Raw genomic sequence first — 15620 nt, 5'->3', positions numbered from 1 at the left:
GTTAAAGCTCAACGTGAACCGCTGAGCCAAACCATTACTTAACTACTGACTATTTAACGAGCACGTCACCTGACATTTCAGCTGGGATATCAATACCAGATAAAGAAAGCATGGTTGGTGCTAGGTCAGACAGTTTACCGCCCTCTTTAAACTCAACGTCTTTGTTACCCACGTAGATAAGTGGCACTGGTAAGTTAGTGTGCGCCGTGTGGATGCCGCCCGTTTCTGGGTTTACCATCATTTCCGCGTTACCGTGGTCCGCAGTGATTAGCAGCTGGCCATCGGCTTCTTTGATGGCTGCAACCACTTTACCAAGACATTCGTCTAGCGACTCTACGGCTTTAACCGCTGCATCGTAAACGCCAGTGTGGCCAACCATGTCACAGTTCGGGAAGTTACACACGATAGCGTCGTATTTGCCGCCTTTAATTGCTGCAACCAACTTGTCAGTTAGCTCTGGCGCGCTCATTTCTGGCTGTAGGTCGTAAGTTGCTACCTTTGGAGAAGCCACAAGCTGACGCTCTTCGCCTTCAAACTCGTCTTCTTTACCTCCGTTGAAGAAGAACGTCACGTGCGCGTATTTCTCGGTTTCAGAAATACGTAGCTGCGTTTTGCCTGCTTTCGATAGCCACTCACCGTACGTGTTCTCTAGAGAAGCCGGTGGGAATGCACATAGAAGCGGGATATCGGCAGCGTATTGAGTCAGCATCACAAAGTCGATTGCTGGGAATACGCTACGCTCAAAGCCGTCGAAATTAGGCACGAACGCACGTGTGATTTCACGCGCACGGTCGGCACGGTAGTTCATGAAGATAACCGCATCGCCATCAACGATAGCCGCAGACTCTTCGCCTTCCGCTTTGATTTCCGTTGCTTTAACAAACTCATCGTTTTCTTCACGAGCGTAAGCCGCTTCTAGGCCAGCTACGGCCGTGTCGAATGTGAATTCCGCTTTTGCTTGAGTCAGCAGGTCGTAAGATTCTTGAACGCGATCCCAGTTGTTATCACGGTCCATTGCGTAGTAACGACCAATAAGCGAAGCCACGCGGCCTTTGCCTAGTTTCGCGAATAACGCTTGGAAGCGCGCTAATGTGTTTTCTGCGCTACGTGGCGGCGTATCACGGCCATCTAGGAATGCGTGTAGGTAGATTTTCTCTGCGCCACGTTCAGCGGCCATTTCAACCGCTGCGTAGATGTGGTCTTCATGAGAGTGAACGCCACCTGGCGACATAAGGCCCATGATGTGCACGGCTTTCTCCGCTTTTACCGCTTTATCAATCGCGTTCGCTAGCGTTTCAGTTTGACCAAATTCGCCGTCTGCGATGGATTTCGTAATACGCGTTAAATCTTGGTATACCACGCGGCCCGCACCAATGTTGGTGTGACCCACTTCTGAGTTACCCATTTGACCATCAGGTAGGCCGACATCTAGGCCAGAAGCAGAGATTAGCGTGTTAGGTTGGTTAGCGATAAGACCGTCGATTACTGGTGTATTCGCGTTCGCGATCGCGTTGTCTTGGTTGTCTTCACGGTAACCGTAACCGTCAAGGATCACTAGAGCCATTGGCTTCTTAGCTGACATAGGACTGACCTCGTTCAATTCAAAATAAATCGGTATAGAAACAAATTAGCGTAATTTTACTACAGTTTACAGTCAAAACTGTAGCGGAAGATCAAGAAAGGGCGCAGGTCGGGCAACTGAACATGAAAAAAATCATCATTTTGTATTTAGCGATACCACTTAACCTAACACAAATAACGCGTCTATCGACTTAAACAGCTCTGACCTGTTATACAGGCAATCCCATAACTGAGACAAACACAACCAACGTTATTTATTGCACAAAACATAATCAACCAAGTGTACATGAGAGTCGGTTTCACGTAAAATACACGCATTCAAAAATAATATAAAATACTGGCTAGAGTTCATCATGTTATTAGAGTTGTCATTTGTTGGCTTCTTCTCCTTTTCGTCGCTCTTTTTGATGCGAAAAGTGGCGAAAGCCGTCGGCTTAGTCGATAAGCCGAACGCAAGAAAATTCCATACAGGTGCTATTCCACTTGTTGGTGGAATAGCGATAAGTTTATCAATAGGCCAATTCCTCGTCACCAATCCCAATGTTATCCCTCATAGTGAGATCTTTTTAGCTTCTATCGCCGCGCTTATTGTTATCGGGGCACTCGATGACAAGTTCGATATTAGCTTCAAAATACGGCTTATGGTTCAAGCCATCCTCTCCATTTGCATGATGTACTTTGCCGATATTCGACTCGAACACATAGGCAACTTATTAGGATTCGGAGAGATGCATTTAGGGCTTCTTAGCCCAGTTGTGACGATTTTAGCCGTAATTGGTGCCATTAATGCTTTTAATATGGTGGATGGTATTGACGGATTATTAGGGGGGCTTGCCATTGTAACCCTTGGAGGGATCGCCATTTTGCTCAAAGTAGACAGTCAGCACGGCTTAGCGTATTTATGCGTGGTGTTTATTGTCGCGACCATCCCTTATATCTTAATGAACCTCGGTATTCTTGGGCGAGAACGTAAAGTATTCATGGGCGATGCCGGCAGCATGATGATTGGTTTTACTGTGATTTGGTTACTGCTAGGCGCAAGCCAAAATTCATCAGAATCAATGATGCGACCGATTACCGCATTGTGGTTAATTGCAGTACCACTCATGGACATGGCCGCTATCATGTTCAGACGCATAAGACGCGGCAGTTCTCCATTCAAACCCGACAGAGAACACTTACACCACATCTTCCAACGTCTTGGTTTTACATCCCGCCAAACACTGGCCATTATTTGTTTCATTGCGAGTGGCTTTGCCGGTTTCGGGATCTACGGTGAGTTCCTCAACATTTCTGAATCCACGATGTTTATCTTGTTTATGGCTTGCTTTGCTTCATACGCTGTCGCCATGAGCTATGTATGGCGTATCACCAGTTGGATTAGACGCAGCCGCAACCTTCCTGAAAAAGTGTATTAAATATTTTTCACGAGTAGGACCGCTTGAGGCTACAGGCGCTCGTGACAAGAATACAGGCGCGCGTGACAAGCAAGCTTGGGCTGCGACTATAAACCTTGTGTGGTTATAAAACGCTTACGTCGCTGTCGGTATTCAGTTAAGCGGCTCCAGCCTGTCTGGAGCCGCTTTAGTTTTTAGCCATATCACCTGACCATTCACAACCACTTATTTACAGAAATCTTAGTCTCTTTAACCTTAGCCTCTTTAACCTTAGCCTGCATGAAGCTTGGTCTACATGAAACTTGGTCTACATGAACCTTAGCCTACAGAAAACTTGCCCGACATAAACCTTGGTCCACATAAACTTTAACCAACCCAAACCCACACTATTCAGCCTTGCTTTCCTTCGTAAAGCCCCCGTATAAATCAAGTCGACGGTGGCGTAAGTTAGTGACCGATCCTTCCATATTAAGCTGCTTAAGCTTCGTTAAATCGACATCTGCAAAAATGATCATTTCGGTATTGGCACTGGCTTCTGTCAATGTCGCATCGTGCGGGAAATAAATATCTGAGGGTGAGAACACGGCGGACTGTGCGTATTGAATATCGACATTATCAACGCGAGGTAAGTTGCCAACACTGCCACCAATCGCCACATAACATTCATTCTCGATCGCTCGCGCTTGTGAACAAATACGAACGCGCTGGTAACCATTTTTGGTATCCGTCCAAAACGGTACAAACACAATTTGTGCGCCCTGCTCCGCCATCATTCGGCCCAGCTCCGGGAACTCACTGTCGTAACAAATGAGTATGCCCACTTTACCTGCATCCGTATCAAACACCTGTACCTTGTCGCCACCATCAATCACCCAATCTCTTTGTTCATGAGGCGTGATGTGGATTTTGTACTGAGCATTAATGCTCCCGTCACGCTGCAGTAGGTAAGCGACGTTATACAACTTACCGTCCTCTTCAATAATCGGCATGCTACCGGCGATGATATTGATGTTGTAGGTTACCGCTAATTGAGAAAAGCGAGATTTGATCTCTTCTGTGAAGCCGGCGAGAAAACGGATGGCCTCGACCGAGTTTTGTTCTTTTTTCAGCCCCATCAGTGGCGCGTTAAAAAATTCAGGGAACAGCGCGAAGTCAGCTTGGTAGTTAGCCAGAGAAGAAATGAAGAACTCCGCTTGATCGAGCAAATCTTCTAAATCGTTCATGGCACGCATTTGCCACTGAACAACGCCAATGCGGATCAGGTTTTTCTCTACATCGTGAACCGATTGAATGTCTTCCTCATAGAAGAAATTATCCCACTCCAGCAGCGTGGCGTACCCTTTGGATGCGTCGTCTTCGGGTAGGTAACCGCGCATAATTCGTTTCACATCGAAATCATTCGCTAACTGAAACGACAAAATGGGATCATGAAGTTCACGACGTTTTACTTTATCGATGTATTCCGCCACGCTCAGTTCATTCGCATGTTCGTGGTAATGAGGAATGCGACCGCCCGCTAATATGGCTTTAAAGTTCTTGCTCCGGCACAGTTCTTTACGAGCATTATACAAACGGCGGCCCAAACGGAGCCCTCGGTAATCGGGGTGCACAAAGACATCCAAGCCATACATGGCATCACCTGTCACTTGGTTCTGAATCACGTTGTTTTCCGTGATGATGTCCGTATAAAGGTGAGGGAGAGAAAAGCGATTGTAATTCACCTTAATCGTCAAAGCCGCGCCGATGATCTTGCCGTTATCTTCAATACAAATTTGCCCATCAGGAAACTGATGAATCAGATCCAGGATGGTCAAGCGTGGCCACGCCCCTCCAACATCAGGAAAGACGAGATCCATTAATGCCGCGAGCTCGGTGTAATCCGATGGCTCAATGGTGCGTAAAGAGAGTTGATGCGAGTTGGTATCCATATCCTACTATCCATGTGTCCTTTTTAAACAGTAACAATGAGAATGCCATATTTTGACCGAGACATACACCTGACCGAGAGTAAGATCAGCGCGTCATCCTGTCATTGTGCTCATTGATAAACCGGTTATTGCTGTTGCTGATAAATCCACCATTACTGCCGTTGATTAACTCATTAGCGCTTTCACGGATAAACCGGATCATGACTATTAACGACTGCGCGACACAAACAAAAATGGCCAAGTTCAGGTTATGAACTTGGCCATTTTTAATCTACTCGTCACCGACACCGACAACGTTAATAAGCAATATTATCGATACACTAATCAAGTAGCCTACTGCAACTTATTCTACTTGTTGTAAAACTCACGGTACCACTGGATAAACTCAGCAACGCCTTCTTTTACCGTTACTTTAGGTGTGTAACCTGTTGCGGCAAACAAGTCCTGTGTATCGGCATAAGTTTGGTAAACGTCACCAGGCTGCATCTCGCGGAAGTTTTTCTTCGCTTCAATACCGAGTTCGTCTTCAATCGCCTTTACAAAATCCATCAAGTTGATTGGTGAACCGTGACCAATGTTATACACCGCATAAGGCGCAGAGCTGGTTGCAGGGGAACCCGCTTCTACGGTCCAATCGTTATCACGCGTTGGTACTACATCTGCGATACGCACCACACCTTCAACAATGTCGTTCACGTGCGTGAAATCACGCCACATATCACCGTTATTATTGATATCAATAGTATCGCCATCGAGGATCTTCTTAGTGAAGATAAACGGTGCCATATCTGGGCGGCCCCACGAACCATACACAGTAAAGAAGCGCAGGCCGGTGGTTGGAATGTCGTATAGGTGAGAGTAGCTGTGCGCCATCAGCTCATTCGACTTCTTGGTTGCGGCGTACAGTGAAACCGGGTGATCAACCGAATCTGACGTTGCAAACGGTGTTTTCGCATTCAACCCGTAAACCGAGCTTGAAGAGGCGTACACCAAGTGCTTCACTTTATTGTGACGACACCCTTCAAGAATGTTCAAATGACCGACTAAGTTTGAATCGGCGTAGGCGTGTGGGTTTTCAATTGAATAGCGAACCCCCGCTTGTGCAGCCAAGTGAATCACTTGATCAAACTGCTCGGTTTCAAACAAGCTAGCGACACCATCGCGGTCAGCAATGTCTAACTGAACTAATGTAAAGTTGTTATGTTGAATACGCGCCAAACGCGCCTCTTTCAACGCCACATCGTAGTAGTCATTCAGGTTATCGACACCGACCACCGTGTGGCCTTTCGCCGTTAGCTGCTCTGCGACTGCACTGCCGATAAAACCCGCCGCGCCCGTTACCAAATACTTCATTTTTTATTCCTTAATCTGAACCGAATAGATCACGTGTGTACACTTTGTCTTTTACATCCGCCAGTTCTTGAGCCATGCGGTTTGAGACAATCACATCACAGCTTGATTTAAATTGCTCAAAATCGGTGAGCACTAATGAACGGAAGAACTCTTTTTCTTTAAGTTCAGGTTCAAACACTACAACCTCAATGCCTTTCGCTTTCAAGCGCTTCATAATGCCTTGAATACTGGACGCGCGAAAGTTATCAGAGCCTGACTTCATGACTAAGCGATAAATACCCACACGTTTCGGGTTGCGCTTAATAATAGAGTCAGCAATAAAATCTTTACGTGTGGTATTCGAATCGACAATCGCACCAATAATATTGTTTGGTACATCCGAGTAGTTGGCGCGCAACTGCTTGGTATCTTTTGGTAAGCAGTAACCGCCGTAACCAAACGAAGGGTTATTATAGTGCGAACCAATACGAGGGTCTAAGCAGACGCCATCGATGATTTGACGCGTATCTAGCCCGTGTGACTCGGCGTAGGTGTCTAGCTCGTTAAAGTAAGCAACGCGCAGCGCTAAGTAAGTGTTAGAGAACAGCTTAACCGCTTCGGCTTCGGTTGAATCGGTATACAAAATTTCAACGTCTTTTTTAACCGCGCCTTCTAACAACAAGTTCGCAAAAACTTGAGCACGTTCAGAGCGCTCACCGACCACAATACGAGATGGGTGCAGGTTGTCGTATAACGCTTTGCCTTCACGCAAGAACTCTGGCGAGAACATCAGGTTTTCACATTCTAGCTCTTGTTTAATACGCGCGGTATAACCCACAGGCACAGTTGATTTGATCACCATCACTGCATTTGGGTTAATCGCCATCACATCTTTAATTACCGCCTCAACGGAAGAGGTGTTGAAGTAGTTGGTTTCAACATCGTAGTCCGTTGGTGTAGCGATAATGACGAATTCCGCGTTTTGATACGCCGCTTTTTTATCTAAAGTTGCGGTGAAGTTTAACGGCTTATTTGCCAAGAAATCGGTGATTTCCGTATCCACAATCGGAGACTGCTTGTTATTCAGCATCTCTACTTTTTCAGCGATGATATCCACCGCAACAACGTCATGATGCTGAGCAAGCAGCATCGCATTAGACAGACCAACATAGCCTGTTCCAGCAATAGCAATTTTCATAATTAAGCCAACTGTTTAAAGAGTAATTAATTTTAAATTTTCAAAAAGTACACCTTGTTTCGACCCTAATTTTACATAAGGCGTACAAGGAAACCATTGATTAGAGGTATCACGAGCTAAAGATTACAAACTTTCAGACAGCGTAAGCATCGACCTTTATATTTCACAGCTCAGCGCGTATTTTGACTCGGTGGAATATTATGATCCCGTCCTTGATTGACCAATGCAACAAATTGTCGCATAATTGGGTTAAATATAGACAACTTAGGTAACTCATTATGGCGACCAGTGTAAGACTCGATGAAAACTTCGTGAGCCAAGCCAAGGTGCACGCAGAAGCCGAAAATCGTTCAGTACCAAAACAAATCGAGTATTGGGCCAAAATCGGACAAATCATGATTGATAACCCAGATTTACCCTATGAATTTGTAAAAGAATCTCTACTTGCAAATCAAGAAGTTAAACAAGGCCTGGCAAAGCGTTATGTGCGAAGAACAAAGAAACATTGATATTTACGAATCACGTCGCTTTGAAAAAGCATTAGCTAAACTTCCTGATACCCTATTAACCATCGTGGAAGATGAAATAGAAAAGATTGTTGAGCACCCAGAAATAGGCGAACAGAAGAAAGGGGATCTTTCTCATATGCGTGTTCACAAATTTCAGCTTAACAATCAACTCGCGCTGTTAGGTTATTCATGGGTCGAGAATAAGCTTGAGATCTATCTTCTTCACTTAGACTCGCACGAAAACTTTTACCAGAAGCTCAAGAACAAACGAAAAACAGATTTGAAATTTATCCAATCTTAATTCAAGCGCTGGGTAACATTCATCAAACTTTGTCCTGACACCCAGGCTCGGTTGGTGTGCAATGCGTAGCTTTCCAGCTCTTTAGCCGCCCCAACAGCACAGCGAAATTTGCCACCAAAGCTTTCTGAAAGCTTCAGCCACTCTTCGGCATTCATATTGAGCCGCTCAAGCAGTGTATTGTGACAAGGTGGAATATAACCACGCTTGTTTGGCCTCACCACTTGGCCTAATGCTTCTACTAGGGCTAAATAATCCAACAAAGAGAACTCAATACCACCTATCTTGGAAAATACCGAGGGCTGCATTTCTCGTTCACTCCCTAAAAAGCCCGCCAAACCTTTAGCGGGTAAAGAGGCGACCTCGCCTTTTCCTTTATCGCCTTTGCAGGCCACTGAATGAATGCGTTCATAGATTGAAGTAAATTCAGATTCTTCAAGCGACTGTGTCATGCCAGCGCGAACCGGGTTCAAATCTACATACGCCATGCAGCTTAGCAGGGCTTTTTCATCCAACAAAGCTTGAGACTTAAAACGACCTTCCCAGAACCGGCCTGTACAAGCTTCCTCTTTATTGGCTTCACGAGCCATATATTCATTTAGGTTACGCATAAACCAAGAGATGTCTTGCAGACGCTCACGCCATTCATCAATAAGCTCAAGCGTTTTATTGATTTCAACTTTAGATTTTAAATCACCACCAAGCCAACGGCTCACAAGCAAAGGCGCTTTGTATAAGGCAGTCCAACGCTGAGCGACCGCTTCGTCACTCCAAGATTCCGCCGACGCTGTATTAACATGCAACACCAAATGGTAGTGATTCGACATAATGGCATAGGCACACACATCAATCGCAAACACTTGGCTAAGCAACCTCATTCGCTCGACCAACCAAACTCGACGATGCTCAAAATTTTGCCCTGAATAATGGTCTTCACCACACAAGAACGCACGACGTACACACCGTGAAATACAGTGGTAATACGCTGTATCTTGTAGAGAAACTTGAGTTGAACGTGCTTGAGTCATCCTGAACACCAGTAAACAAAATCTAAATAGATAAAATAAGACTAGTTAGGATTTAAAGCCTGTCAAATACATGGGTGTCCTGTGTTATCTTTGACAAGCAGTGTCATGTTGGCCACTGCAACGTGAGTGGCTTGATACTTTGTGGTCTTTTCAACGACTTCGGCTTTAACAAAGCCAACCGCGTTCGGTTTTTCGATGTGCTTTAATTGTTGGCGCTTAGCATAAAAAGTGGAAAGGCTGAGGCCGTTACGTTCACAGAATAATCGTTGTGATAGTTGGCTGGATTCATATTGCTCGAACAGGGTACGCCACTCTTGGTTAGTGCGTCGTTTAGCCATTTCAAATCTCCTTTGGGTTGGAGGTTTGATCTTATTATTCGGGCTAGACGATTAGAATGCGGTGTTTATGACGCGCTTACGAATAAGGTCCAAAGAGACCCATTAACAGTAGACATTACGTTACGCACTTCAAATACTCCAGGTAGACTAGGTTCGAGAAAGTTTAAAAATAAAACATTTGATAATAAATAACTAATCCCACCTTTAAATATATGGTCTGATAAGTTATATGTAGAAATTGCGAACAATAGAATAAAACATGAGAATACAACCAATATATATAATTGATACAACCTAAACATTCTTGCTAGTATATACCTTTGTAACCTCGAATCCTTATTATAACTTCCAACAATCAAAAATCCGCTAATGACAAAAATGATTTAACCGCAAATGTACTAGGGAAAAATGATAGATAATAGTTATTGGTAAGGATACCCAAGTGAAAAAAGACAAAAATTACAGCTAAGAGCAACCTAATAATATCAAAATTATTTATATTTTTCATGTAAGTCTACTTTTTTAACCGAAATCGAAATAAATAACTAGTTGCTAAGTATCTAAGTATACTTTTAATATGCCATATAAAATGCTTAGAAAATATTTTTCTATTACTATGATTAGCTAAATGAACAATTTTAACGTTAGGGAAATAAACTATAGGAAAGCCAAGCATTTTACTTCTAAAGCATATATCGATATCTTCACAATACATAAAGTAGTTTATATCAAATCCATTCAAGAAACGGTAATGTCCGGCGCGGAATAAAATACACGATCCTGCAGCCCAATCACAATGAGAAGTATCAAATATTTTAGCTTTATCTATATGATAACCACTCTTACCAAGTAAAAAAGATTTTACATAATCTAATGGTGTAGGAAAATTTCTAATATTATTATCGTAATCCATAAACTGACGATCTTTGTATAAGTTTACTGTACTTATCTTAGCATCATTACCAACAGCCAATTCACACCAGTTTTTGATTACATCAGTATCAGTTATGATATCAGGGTTCAAAATCAAGAAAAAATCCTCATCAGACATACCAAGCTTTTCCTTACAATAATCAAAAACCAGATTATTGTTCTCACCAAAACCTTTATTAAAGTTTTCATTAATTACATGAATATTAGTTGATTCAGGTAACGTGCTCAGGATATCACCTTTTACATTATTTTTAATAACTATATGATAGCTACTTGACAATTTCCTTACTGTGTCTAGGGTGTTAATTAAATCAATATGGTTATGTGAAATAATTGAAATAAATAAATTCATATTCTAGTTCTCAACAAAAAGTAGCATGATTGACGCTATGTAGAAAGGCACAACTATATAAAACGAAAAAGAAAAAGAGCAAACAATCAACGGAAATAAGTATAATGAAACATGGCGATTACGTAATACAATGAATAAAATTGCCAAACAAAAAACCAGGGTAGCTATTAACCCACCTTCAATAACAAGTTTACTATAAAGACCATGTAAATAACGCCCTGAATATAGTTCACCATTACCAAAACCAACACCAAAAAGAAGATTGCTCAAGGTTGAATTTTCTATAAAACTAACCACAGCACCAAACTCGTGCAATTTAGTACTACCAGAGCCATCAGAAGCTGAAAAACCAACTACTAAATAGAGAAAATAGGATAGCAATAAAGTAAGGGCAGGTAGAAGAAATCCGAGCTTAAAATATATGTTACGACCTTTGTAAAAAATAATAAATCCAAATCCTAATATAGCGGCAAGTATAGCAGCCCTTGATAAGGTCAAACAAATTAGCACAAAAACCAGAAAATTAATAATACTGTAATCGATTCTATTATAGTATTTAAAGTGGAACACCAACCTTAAAAATAAGCAATTTAACAACAGAATTGCTACGCTATTTGAATCACTAAGTATCCAAGATGTTTTATACTGGTAAAACCAAAATTTACTTCCGTCTTCAGTAAAGATTGAAAGCTCGTTTGGATATACAAACCTTAAAACAGTATCTATACTACAAAACACCAGCATAAATATAGTAAATGATCTAATACTCCTTTCTGCAGAATTAACATTAAAATAACTAGAGTAACTTTCAAATATTAAATATACAGCAAACGATAGAATCAAATAATAAATAGGTTGAAATGATAATGAGTTACTAAAGTAATATGTTTTTATCGTTAGAGATAAAAAAACCAATAATGCGCACAGAATATTAGTATTAACTTTCAGCCTTCGTTTCATAATACAAATTAGTATTAAACACAATATCCATATTGAAACAGGACTAACTGGCGCATATATTAGAAAAAAAGAAGAACCAATAAGAGCATGCGTAACTACTTGATTCTCTTTATTAATATCAGCCATTAACTGACCTATAGAGTTTATCATAATTATCTAGCATATGTGAAAGCATATACATTTCTTCGTATTTCTTGTAAGCGTTTTCTGCGTACTTTCTCCTGTCCTTATGGCATGAGAACAATTTATCAAGCAGATCTGATATGTCATTTAACTTATAAAAAACAACTTCGTCATCGTCAAAAATGGAACGAATGCTCGGTATATCAGTTGATACAATTGGAATTCTCGCTGACGCAGCTTCAATTAGAGAAATAGGCATCCCTTCAGAATGTGAAGTGGAAATATAAATATCAAAATTTGTTAAATATTCCATGACATTATCGACGCGGCCGACAAATTTTATTTTATTCTCAACACCATTTGTGACAGTTAACTGTTGGAGTTGCTTTAACTCAGGCCCGTCTCCAACATAGACAAATTCTAAACGATTTGAAGAATCCTCCTTTAAAGCGCGAATAACCTGATCTAACCCTTTTATTTTAACCGCGTTACAACAAGCTCCAATCACAATTTTATTTTCTGAACTTATAGTTTGCTTTTTAATAACCTCTATCTTCTTAAAACCGTTAGGTATTAATTGACTAGTGAAGCTATTATTTTTATACTTTTCCATCTGATTACTATTTAGAAATACAACAGCATCATGCTTTCTTAAGCTATATTTCCAGATGGAACCGAATAGATTAGAAACCAACAAATTATGACTCATCGCTAAATCATTATATATGTCAGAGTGCAATGTTGTAATTGATTTATTGATGTATTTACTATTTATTGCAACAAATATGTTAGGCCTAAACAAGTGGGCATGAACTATGTCGAATTTCCGGAGCACCTTACCATCACTAAAGAGACTCAATTTAAACACGGGAATATTATTTACATCAACTTTATGCTCTGTTTCATTAAAATATGCAATTTCAAAATTATATTTCTCAGCCAATTCAAATGCAATACTTAAAGCTAGATTTATAGGTGACCTTGGCTCTAATGAAGGCAATAACATCAATACTTTTTTTTTCAACATCTCGGATGTTTTCCTAAAACAAAATATTTAATTAACAAGATAAATGATTCTATATTAAAGTACTTAAAACACAAATGTAAAAAATACACAAACAAATCAACACTAAAGTAATATCTAAGAGATATACCAACATCTATAGCTCGTTCATTCATTCTAAATTGGCTCTTATGCTCAGCTGTATCTTTTGAAAAAGAATGATCGAAGCCTCTAATATAGTTAATTCTATTAGTATTATTGAGTATTTTTAATCTCCTAAACAATGAGGTATCTACTCCATAAAGAGCAAATCGACCATCAAATACTTCATTGTATTTCTCTAAAAAATCCATTTTCAAAATTGAGCTAATAATGATTCCGCTACCTATACCGGTAACTAAGTCATCACACTTAATATCGGCTATTGATTCCCTAGTGAAAATTGGACTTACTATTCCTTTATCATCATATATAATTGGTACTGACAAATAGTGTATAAATTCATCATTGCAAATTTTTTCGACATCAGATAAATACTCAGGAGATAGATTCGAATCATGATCCAATATCATATAATAATCAGAATCACTATTTATAATTGTTTCGTTATATATTTTGCTTAAAGGCAAGTTTTTCAGAGGTTGAAGCAATGTTATAGCATAATTATAATTAACTAGATAATCCGGAAAAGAAACCCTATTAGGCCCATTATTGACAATAGTAATCTTTAGACTCCCATTAAATCTAGATATAATATCAGAATTTATAATTGAAAGAAGAGATGTACAATTATCTAAGGATTCATTGTAGACAACAATTAAAATATGTAAATTTTTAGTATTCATTCAAAATACCCATCCACATATCATTGATTCTGCTCATCTCAGTATCTTGAGCTTTAATTAAACTCGCTTCAGAATAGCTTTGATAAACAACATCGTCATTGGTAATTTTTAGGATGGCCTGTTTGAATTCGTCATTGTTGTAACTTTCTACAATTTCACCCGATATACCATTATCTACAATCCAACTCAATGCTTCGAACGTTTCAAATGCAACAATAGGCAACCCCTGGCTTCTAGCCTCAATTAAAGTTTGACCGAAGCCTTCGTAGTGCGAAGTCATTAAAAATACAGAATAATCGTGCAACACATTTTTCACATCAGAAGCAAACCCCTTAAAACTTACATTATTATGCTTTTTTATTTTCAACTTAAGGGTTTCGACTTCATCTATGTCACCAGCACCGTAAATATCTAAAGAATACCCTTCAGGTAAGGTTTTCATTATATCTAACATACTATCGAAATTTTTTTGTGTCTCTTGAATTCTAGCTATGGTTACTAGTTTTTTGCAGTCTTTGACTACAAACTGTCCAGTAACGAGCTTACATCCTCGAGGAATTACTCTTACTTTATTACTCAAATTAGGATAGTATCTTAAAAGAGCAATTTGGTCATTTGATGTATAGACTGTTATTAAATCGATATATTTTTCTTTTAAAAACAAGGCCAATCTAGCTCGTTTTGTTCTAAATATTGAGTCAACCTTGTTTGCTTGTACAATTATCACTTTAGAGCGCTTAAGCACACTATTAGGTATAAATAGCAGATCAAAAGGATTGAACAAAAACACTATACTTTCTTTACCTTGCAAGCAGTTTTTAATTGAACTATATAATTCAACCTTTCTTAAGTTATTGTTTATCTTGCTATCAAGAGAAAACATAGTTTCCCTCAATTTATAATAACTTACTAAACTGTTATCAGAACTAACTTCATCGCCACAAATTCCATGATAAATTTCAGCTGTTTTATATTCTTTACTAACTGCTATATTTTGTATTGAGCGAATAAAATTTTCAATACCTCCAACACCTGTAGATTTATTAATGTGGTATGAAATGACAACCATAACAAAATAACCCTCAAAGAGTTTTATACATAATTTGATGAAAAATAGACTCTATATTAGCCTATTATAGGTGAACTGGTTTCCTAACTCCCTAGATAGTTCTAGCTCGCAAGATATAAATAATTCAAGTTAAAAAAATTTAAGAGAAATTATACGATGACTATAGAAAATCTAGATCTTTATCCATGCTTTCTGAGAAAAGCAATACTTTTTAATTTCTTTTGCGGGGACTCCTGCTGCCATTCTGTAAGCCTTTACATTTTTAGTAACAACAGAGCCTGCTGCTATAACCGAATAATCACCAATACTAACCCCTGCAGTAACAACACAATTAGCTCCAATCCACACTTTACGGCCAATTTCGGTCTTAGAACCAACTTCATTAATCAAATAATCGTTTGACAATGGTTGTGATATATCGTGATTCGACGATGAAATAAATGTGTTAGCAGCTATTAATGTTCCTGAACCTATACACACACCTCCTCGGCCTTGAATTTGTGTACGGTTCCCTATATGCACATCATCTCCTATTTCTATTACGCCACCATGAGCATAAACTAAAGCATAACTAGAAAAGGTGCAGTTGTTACCGATGAATATTTTTTGGTTTTTGTCCCAAGAATCTGAATGCAGTACTGAGAATTTTTTAAAAATGTTATGACTACCCAACGTAATATTACATAAGCCTGATATTTTTGCATTATAATAATAATAGTTTATGCA

The 15620-nt window shown here is 39.8% G+C and carries 15 protein-coding genes; 3 read left to right on the top strand and 12 right to left on the bottom strand.

What is annotated here, in order from left to right:
- Window positions 1-49: 49 nt before the first annotated feature.
- A complete protein-coding gene (gpmM, locus tag WR49_RS06700; protein ID WP_046223488.1) occupies window positions 50-1582 on the bottom strand; it encodes a 2,3-bisphosphoglycerate-independent phosphoglycerate mutase in 1533 nt (510 codons plus the stop codon).
- 352 nt (window positions 1583-1934) lie between these two features.
- Here gpmM and wecA point away from each other — a divergent pair, with 352 nt between their 5' ends.
- Window positions 1935-2999, top strand: a complete 1065-nt coding sequence (wecA, locus tag WR49_RS06695; RefSeq protein ID WP_046223487.1) for a UDP-N-acetylglucosamine--undecaprenyl-phosphate N-acetylglucosaminephosphotransferase — start codon at window positions 1935-1937, stop codon at window positions 2997-2999.
- 365 nt (window positions 3000-3364) lie between these two features.
- Here the strand turns inward: wecA and WR49_RS06690 are convergent, their stop codons facing one another.
- From WR49_RS06690 to WR49_RS06680, 3 genes are all read right to left on the bottom strand, one after another.
- Window positions 3365-4906 carry a bifunctional GNAT family N-acetyltransferase/carbon-nitrogen hydrolase family protein gene (locus tag WR49_RS06690; RefSeq protein WP_046223486.1) on the bottom strand — a complete coding sequence of 514 codons (1542 nt, stop codon included), beginning with the start codon at window positions 4904-4906 and terminating at the stop codon, window positions 3365-3367.
- Between the two features lie 348 nt (window positions 4907-5254).
- Window positions 5255-6259 (bottom strand): NAD-dependent epimerase, encoded by a 1005-nt coding sequence (locus WR49_RS06685; RefSeq protein ID WP_046223485.1) that lies wholly within the window; start codon window positions 6257-6259, stop codon window positions 5255-5257.
- A gap of 10 nt (window positions 6260-6269) precedes the next feature.
- Window positions 6270-7436: a nucleotide sugar dehydrogenase gene (locus WR49_RS06680; RefSeq protein WP_046223484.1), complete on the bottom strand. Its 1167-nt coding sequence runs from the start codon at window positions 7434-7436 to the stop codon at window positions 6270-6272.
- Window positions 7437-7714: 278 nt separating this feature from the next.
- Between WR49_RS06680 and WR49_RS06675 the strand changes: the two genes are divergently transcribed.
- Together WR49_RS06675 and WR49_RS06670 are read left to right on the top strand one after the other, a co-directional pair.
- The gene (locus WR49_RS06675) at window positions 7715-7945 is read left to right on the top strand and encodes a TA system antitoxin ParD family protein (RefSeq protein WP_021024601.1); all 231 of its coding nucleotides are present in this window, start codon (window positions 7715-7717) and stop codon (window positions 7943-7945) included.
- Entirely contained in the window at window positions 7920-8246 is a 327-nt protein-coding gene (locus tag WR49_RS06670) for a type II toxin-antitoxin system RelE/ParE family toxin (RefSeq protein WP_021024600.1), read from the top strand. Before WR49_RS06675 ends, WR49_RS06670 begins: the two co-directional genes overlap by 26 nt.
- Here the strand turns inward: WR49_RS06670 and WR49_RS06665 are convergent.
- From WR49_RS06665 to WR49_RS06630, 8 genes are all read right to left on the bottom strand, one after another.
- Window positions 8243-9271 (bottom strand): transposase, encoded by a 1029-nt coding sequence (locus WR49_RS06665; protein ID WP_046223483.1) that lies wholly within the window; start codon window positions 9269-9271, stop codon window positions 8243-8245. The genes WR49_RS06670 and WR49_RS06665 overlap by 4 nt on opposite strands.
- A 62-nt stretch (window positions 9272-9333) precedes the next feature.
- Window positions 9334-9609, bottom strand: a complete 276-nt coding sequence (gene tnpA / locus WR49_RS06660) for an IS66 family insertion sequence element accessory protein TnpA (protein WP_046223482.1) — start codon at window positions 9607-9609, stop codon at window positions 9334-9336.
- Window positions 9610-10123: 514 nt separating this feature from the next.
- Window positions 10124-10894, bottom strand: a complete 771-nt coding sequence (locus WR49_RS06655) for a glycosyltransferase family 2 protein (RefSeq protein ID WP_046223481.1) — start codon at window positions 10892-10894, stop codon at window positions 10124-10126.
- Between the two features lie 3 nt (window positions 10895-10897).
- Entirely contained in the window at window positions 10898-11980 is a 1083-nt protein-coding gene (locus WR49_RS06650; RefSeq protein WP_156155664.1) for a hypothetical protein, read from the bottom strand.
- Complete coding sequence (locus tag WR49_RS06645) at window positions 11973-13004, bottom strand: glycosyltransferase family 4 protein (RefSeq protein WP_046223479.1); 1032 nt, start codon at window positions 13002-13004, stop codon at window positions 11973-11975. The genes WR49_RS06650 and WR49_RS06645 overlap by 8 nt, the downstream gene beginning before the upstream one ends.
- A complete protein-coding gene (locus WR49_RS06640; protein WP_046223478.1) occupies window positions 12998-13825 on the bottom strand; it encodes a glycosyltransferase family 2 protein in 828 nt (275 codons plus the stop codon). The genes WR49_RS06645 and WR49_RS06640 overlap by 7 nt, the downstream gene beginning before the upstream one ends.
- Window positions 13815-14894: a glycosyltransferase gene (locus WR49_RS06635; protein WP_046223477.1), complete on the bottom strand. Its 1080-nt coding sequence runs from the start codon at window positions 14892-14894 to the stop codon at window positions 13815-13817. The genes WR49_RS06640 and WR49_RS06635 overlap by 11 nt, the downstream gene beginning before the upstream one ends.
- Before the next feature lie 171 nt (window positions 14895-15065).
- On the bottom strand, window positions 15066-15566 hold the full coding sequence (locus tag WR49_RS06630) for an acyltransferase (RefSeq protein ID WP_197078524.1): 501 nt from the start codon (window positions 15564-15566) through the stop codon (window positions 15066-15068).
- Between the last annotated feature and the right edge of the window lie 54 nt (window positions 15567-15620).

This window comes from Vibrio sp. ECSMB14106 (assembly GCF_000972265.1).
GTDB lineage: Bacteria > Pseudomonadota > Gammaproteobacteria > Enterobacterales > Vibrionaceae > Vibrio > Vibrio kanaloae.
The sequence above is the reverse complement of the archived record's forward strand: the minus strand, read 5'-3'. Positions and strand labels throughout refer to the sequence as shown.

Coding starts and splice junctions, on each gene's coding strand:
- WR49_RS06690 (WP_046223486.1), bottom strand. CDS start 4,906: ATGGATACCAACTCGCATCAACTCTCTTTACGCACCATTGAGCCATCG.
- WR49_RS06670 (WP_021024600.1), top strand. CDS start 7,920: ATGTGCGAAGAACAAAGAAACATTGATATTTACGAATCACGTCGCTTT.
- WR49_RS06665 (WP_046223483.1), bottom strand. CDS start 9,271: ATGACTCAAGCACGTTCAACTCAAGTTTCTCTACAAGATACAGCGTAT.
- WR49_RS06645 (WP_046223479.1), bottom strand. CDS start 13,004: ATGTTGAAAAAAAAAGTATTGATGTTATTGCCTTCATTAGAGCCAAGG.
- tnpA (WP_046223482.1), bottom strand. CDS start 9,609: ATGGCTAAACGACGCACTAACCAAGAGTGGCGTACCCTGTTCGAGCAA.
- WR49_RS06640 (WP_046223478.1), bottom strand. CDS start 13,825: ATGAATACTAAAAATTTACATATTTTAATTGTTGTCTACAATGAATCC.
- WR49_RS06650 (WP_156155664.1), bottom strand. CDS start 11,980: ATGGCTGATATTAATAAAGAGAATCAAGTAGTTACGCATGCTCTTATT.
- WR49_RS06675 (WP_021024601.1), top strand. CDS start 7,715: ATGGCGACCAGTGTAAGACTCGATGAAAACTTCGTGAGCCAAGCCAAG.
- WR49_RS06655 (WP_046223481.1), bottom strand. CDS start 10,894: ATGAATTTATTTATTTCAATTATTTCACATAACCATATTGATTTAATT.
- WR49_RS06635 (WP_046223477.1), bottom strand. CDS start 14,894: ATGGTTGTCATTTCATACCACATTAATAAATCTACAGGTGTTGGAGGT.
- WR49_RS06685 (WP_046223485.1), bottom strand. CDS start 6,259: ATGAAGTATTTGGTAACGGGCGCGGCGGGTTTTATCGGCAGTGCAGTC.
- wecA (WP_046223487.1), top strand. CDS start 1,935: ATGTTATTAGAGTTGTCATTTGTTGGCTTCTTCTCCTTTTCGTCGCTC.
- WR49_RS06680 (WP_046223484.1), bottom strand. CDS start 7,436: ATGAAAATTGCTATTGCTGGAACAGGCTATGTTGGTCTGTCTAATGCG.
- gpmM (WP_046223488.1), bottom strand. CDS start 1,582: ATGTCAGCTAAGAAGCCAATGGCTCTAGTGATCCTTGACGGTTACGGT.